General features: G+C 72.5%; 4 protein-coding genes. 3 read left to right on the top strand and 1 reads right to left on the bottom strand.

Going from position 1 to position 4,956, the window contains the following annotated elements:
• Positions 1-1,040 (bottom strand): glycosyltransferase family 4 protein (locus tag VGL20_17075; GenBank protein ID HEY2705398.1); only part of this gene is annotated, 1,040 nt, incomplete at its 3' end.
• A gap of 321 nt (positions 1,041-1,361) precedes the next feature.
• Here VGL20_17075 and VGL20_17080 point away from each other — a divergent pair.
• The 3 genes from VGL20_17080 to VGL20_17090 form a co-directional block, all read left to right on the top strand.
• Positions 1,362-3,176, top strand: coding sequence for a bifunctional sulfate adenylyltransferase/adenylylsulfate kinase (locus VGL20_17080; protein ID HEY2705399.1), 1,815 nt, complete (start codon positions 1,362-1,364; stop codon positions 3,174-3,176).
• Positions 3,173-4,273, top strand: coding sequence for an ABC transporter substrate-binding protein (locus tag VGL20_17085; protein HEY2705400.1), 1,101 nt, complete (start codon positions 3,173-3,175; stop codon positions 4,271-4,273). The genes VGL20_17080 and VGL20_17085 overlap by 4 nt, the downstream gene beginning before the upstream one ends.
• A partial coding sequence (locus VGL20_17090) for an ABC transporter ATP-binding protein (protein HEY2705401.1) occupies positions 4,270-4,956 on the top strand: 687 nt, incomplete at its 3' end. The genes VGL20_17085 and VGL20_17090, both read left to right, overlap by 4 nt.

A 4,956-nucleotide genomic window follows, 5' to 3' on the forward strand; every position in this document is an offset into this window, starting at 1 on the left:
CCGCGGCGCTCGGCCGGCTGGTCCTCGAGCACCCGACGCATCGCGGCGGTGAGCCCGGCCTGGTCACGCGGAGTGAAGAGCCGGTGACCGGGGCCGTCGGCGCCGAGCACCTCGAGGTGGGGCGCGATCGCGCTGGCCACCACCGGGGTCCCGTGCGACGCCGCCTCGAGAAGGGTGAGGGGAAGCCCCTCGACGGTGGACGGCAGCACGAAGCCGGCGGCGTTCGAGTACAGCTCCTCGAGGGTCGCACCGTAGACGTAGTCGGTGAGGATCACCCGCGGGTCGTTCGCGGCGAGCTCCCGCACCCGGCGCGTGTACTCGTCGGTGTGGCTGGATCCCCCCGCCACCACCAGCCGCATCTCGCCGGGAAGGTCGCCGAAGGCGCGGACCAAAAGGTCGACCGCCTTCTCGGGTACGAGCCGGCCGACGAAGAGCAGGTACCCCCGCGGCTGGAGACCGAAGCGTTCGGTGATCTCCCGTGCCGGCCGGTGGACCGGCGTGTTCACCCCGTTGGGGACGTGAATCGCCTCGCGGTGGTGGTGGCGCGCGTAGTAGTCCGCGAGTGCCCGGGAGACCACGATGGTGGAGTCGGGTGCGTGAGCGCTGGTCCAACCGGCGGCGCGAAGCACCGAACGCGCTCCGAAGCCCCACTTCTCGCGCTCATGGTCCAGGCCGTGGATCGTGGCCACCACCCGGGCACGCGACAGGAGCCTCGGCAGCGGGGCCAGCAGGGAGGGGCCGAGGGCGTGGTAGTGCACGATGTCGGGTGGGTTGCGCAGGGTCAGGCAGGTGCAGAGCGCGGTGTGCACGATGCACTCCAGGCGCTTGCTGCTCACCGTCGGCACCTGCCGGAGACGCATCCCACGATGCGCGGGGGGCGCGTCGGGCACGTAGCCGCTGCGCAGGAAGACGGTCACCTCGTGGCCCCGGGCCGCGAGACGCGCGCCGATCTCCTCCACATGGCGCTCGACGCCGCCGAACGTGGCGGGCACTCCGCGCTGGCCGACGACGGCGATTCGCCACGGGCCGTGTTCGCTCAACGCATTCTCCTGACATGACGCAACGGTGACGGGACCGACCGCGGCCGATCGAGCACGGCGGCGGTGTCCGACAATTGGGCTACGGCGTCGCCATCCGGTCAATCGGACGATTGCAGGACAGCACCAGCGCGTGACTGCACTGGACGGCGTACGCGATCTACGCCTTCTCACCCCCCGTCGCCGCGGTTTCGATCGTAGCCACGGTACGTCCGCGACGCCATGACTGGGCTGCGATGCCCGCAGACAATGGTCGCCATCGACACGCCGGGTCTCCGGCCTGGTTTCCAACTCCCACTCGAACGGCCGAGGAGGCTCACACCGATGCGCGACCAGACTGTGATGATCGACGCCAGCAGCGACGGGCGGGTGGAGGTGAGCGGCCGTCACGTCCCCCTCCACGGACTGATCCCGCCGCACGGCGGCACGCTGGTCGACGCCATGGCGCTGCCCGGCCGCGCCGCGGAGCTGCGGTCGCTATCCCGCACCATGACGTCGTGGGATGTCACCCCGCGCCAGCTCTGTGACCTCGAGCTGCTGCTCAGCGGCGGCTTCTCGCCGCTGACCGGCTTCATGGGCCCCGACGACCACGAGTCCGTGTGCGCCTCGATGCGGCTCGCCGACGGAACCCTGTGGCCGATCCCCATCACCCTCGACGTCACCGACGACCTCGCCGGCCGCCTCCGGATCGGCGAGTCACTCGCCCTGCGCGATCCCGAGGGAGTGATGCTGGCGGTGCTGCGGGTCGAGAGCGTCTGGCGTCCCGACCGCGCTCTCGAGGCAGAGACCGTCTACGGCACGCGGAGCCTGGAGCATCCCGGTGTGCGCCAGCTGCTGGAGGCGTCGCACCCCTTCTGCGTGGGTGGCCGGCTCGAGGGCGTCGAGACGCCGGTCCACTACGACTTCAAGCGACTCCGCCTCTCCCCCGCGCAGCTGCGCGAGGAGTTCACGCGGCTGGGGTGGCGTCGCGTCGTCGCCTTCCAGACCCGCAACCCGATGCACCGCGCGCACCTGGAGCTCACCCAGCGGGCGGCCGTCGCCGTCGGGGGGCAGCTGCTCATCCATCCGGTCGTGGGCATGACCAAGCCCGGTGACGTCGACCATGCGATCCGGGTGCGGTGCTACACGGCGCTCCTCGAGCGCTACCCACCGGCGACGACCCGGCTCGCCCTGCTCCCGCTCGCGATGCGCATGGCGGGGCCGCGGGAGGCGCTCTGGCACGCGATCATTCGCAAGAACCACGGCTGCACGCACCTGATCGTCGGGCGTGACCACGCCGGGCCCGGGAGCGATGCGCAGGGCCGCCCCTTCTACGACCCGTACGCCGCCCAGGAGATGGTGCGCGTCCACCAGGACGAGCTCGGCGTCGGCATGGTTCCGTTCCAGATGCTGGTCTACGCGCCCGACCTCGACACCTACCTCGAGGAGGACAAGGTCGCCACCGGCACCCGCGTGGTCACCGTCTCGGGGACGGAGCTGCGCCGCAAGCTCAGCAGCGGTGACGAGCTCCCCGAGTGGTTCACCTACCCGGAGGTCGCCCGCGAGCTGCGGCGCAGCTACGCGCCGCGCGAGCAGCAGGGCTTCGCGGTGTTCCTCACCGGCCTGTCCGGATCGGGCAAGTCCACCATCGCCCAGACGCTGCTGGTCAAGCTGGTCGAGCGGTCGAGCCGCCCGGTCACCCTCCTCGACGGCGACGTGGTCCGCAAGTACCTCTCCTCCGAGCTCGGCTTCTCCAAGGAGCACCGCGACCTCAACATCCGCCGCATCGGCTACGTCGCCGCCGAGGTCGCCCGCCACGGCGGCATCGCCATCTGCGCGCCGATCGCGCCCTACGACGCCCTCCGCAAGGAGGTGCGCGCGATGGTGATGCAGCAGAACGCCGGGTTCACGCTGGTCCACCTCGCCACCCCGATCGAGGTGTGCGAGGGGCGTGATCGCAAGGGCCTGTACGCCAAGGCGCGGGCCGGCCTGATCGCCGGCTTCACCGGCGTCTCCGATCCCTACGAGCCGCCGCAGGACGCCGAGGTGGTCGTGGACACCGCGACCACCAGCGCCGAGGGGGTGGCGGACATGATCCTCCGCCACCTCGAGATCGAGGGCTACCTCCCCGCCCCCGCCGTGGTCGAGCTGGCCTCGTGAGCACCTCGCGCGGACGCCGGCGCCGCCACCTGCGGCGCCATCTCGCCGGCTCGCTCGCCGCCCTCGGGAGCGCCGCGGCCCTGCTGGCGGGCTGCGGGTCGGTGGCGGCCACCGCGGGGGGCTCGACCCCGACGGAGGCCGTCCGTCTCGGCTACCTCCCCAACCTGACCCACGCGCCCGCCATCGTCGGGGTCGACCGCAACCTGTTCGCGGGCGCGCTGGGCAGCGGCGTGCGGCTGCAGACCCAGACCTTCAACGCCGGCCCCGACGCGGTCTCGGCGATCTTCGGCGGGGCCATCGACGCCGCCTTCATCGGTCCCAACCCGGCCGTCAACGCCTTCGTGAAGAGCGGCGGCAGCCTGGTCCGCATCGTCTCCGGCGCCACCTACGGCGGGGCAGGGCTGGTGGTGCGCCCGGGGAGCGGCATCACCTCGGCGGCGTCGCTCCGGGGGAGGCGGCTGGCGACGCCCCAGCTGGGCAACACCCAGGACGTCGCCCTGCGCGCCTACCTGGCCGCCAACGGGATCCACACCACCCCCCAGGGGGGCGGTGACGCCACCATCACCCCGACCGACAACGCCACCATCGTCCAGCTCTTCAAGCAGGGTCAGATCGACGGCGCATGGGTGCCCGAGCCCTACCTGAGCCGGTTGATCACCGAGGCGGGCGGGCGGCTGCTCGTCGACGAGGCCACGCTCTGGCCGGACGGCGCGTTCCCGACCACCGTGCTGGTGGTGACCACCGCGCTGCTCGACGCGCATCCCGACGTGGTGCGCCGGCTGGTGCAGGGCAACGTCGCCGCCATCGACTGGATCAACGCCAACCCCGACCAGGCCAAGCGGGTGGTCAACGACGCGCTGCGCCGGCTGACGACGAAGGCGCTGGCCACCGCGACGCTCGACCAGGCGTGGACGCGCCTGCACTTCAGCGCCGACCCGCTGCCCACCGCGCTGGTCAGAGCGGCCGCGAGCGCCCACGCGGTGGGGCTGCTGGCGGCGGTCGACCTCCACGGCATCCTGCAGCTGCGCCCGCTCAACGACGCACTCCGCGCCGCCGGGCACGCGACCGTGAGCAGCGCCGGATACGGCCCCCAGTGAGCACGCTCGCGGTCGCGACGCGCCGCGCCGGGATCGGGCTGGCGCAGGAGGTCGCGGTCCGGCTCGAGGCGGTGGACAAGGTCTACGGCGCGGGATCCGAGAGGATCCAGGCGGTGGACGGCGTCGACCTCGAGGTGTGCCGCGGCGACTTCCTCTGCCTGCTCGGTGCCTCCGGGTGCGGCAAGTCCACCCTGCTCTCGATGATCGCAGGTCTCGACCGGCCCACCCGGGGCCTGGTCGAGGTCGCCGAGGGCCGCCCCGCGATGATGTTCCAGGAGCCGGCCCTGCTGCCCTGGCTCACCGTCGCCGAGAACGTCGCCCTGCCCCTGCGCCTCCAGCACGTGGGCAGGGAGGCGCGCCGCGACCGTGTCGCCGAGCTGCTCGACCTCGTGCACCTCGAGGGCTTCGCGCGCAAGCGCCCCCACGAGCTCAGCGGCGGGATGCGGCAGCGGGTCGCGCTGGCCCGTGCGCTGGCGCAGACCACCCGCCTGCTGCTCATGGACGAGCCCTTCGCGGCGCTCGACGCCATCACCCGCGACGTCCTCCACGAGGACCTCGCGCGCATCCACGCCAGCACCGGCATCACCGTGGTGTTCGTGACCCACAACGTCCGCGAGGCGGTGCGCCTCGCCGATCGGGTGGTGATGCTGTCGTCGCGGCCGGGACGGGTGGTCGCCGCCTGG

The organism is Candidatus Dormiibacterota bacterium (assembly GCA_036495095.1).
GTDB lineage: Bacteria > Chloroflexota > Dormibacteria > Aeolococcales > Aeolococcaceae > CF-96.

Excerpts from the sequence above, each read along its gene's own strand:
- VGL20_17080 (HEY2705399.1), top strand. The coding sequence starts at position 1,362 with ATGCGCGACCAGACTGTGATGATCGACGCCAGCAGCGACGGGCGGGTG.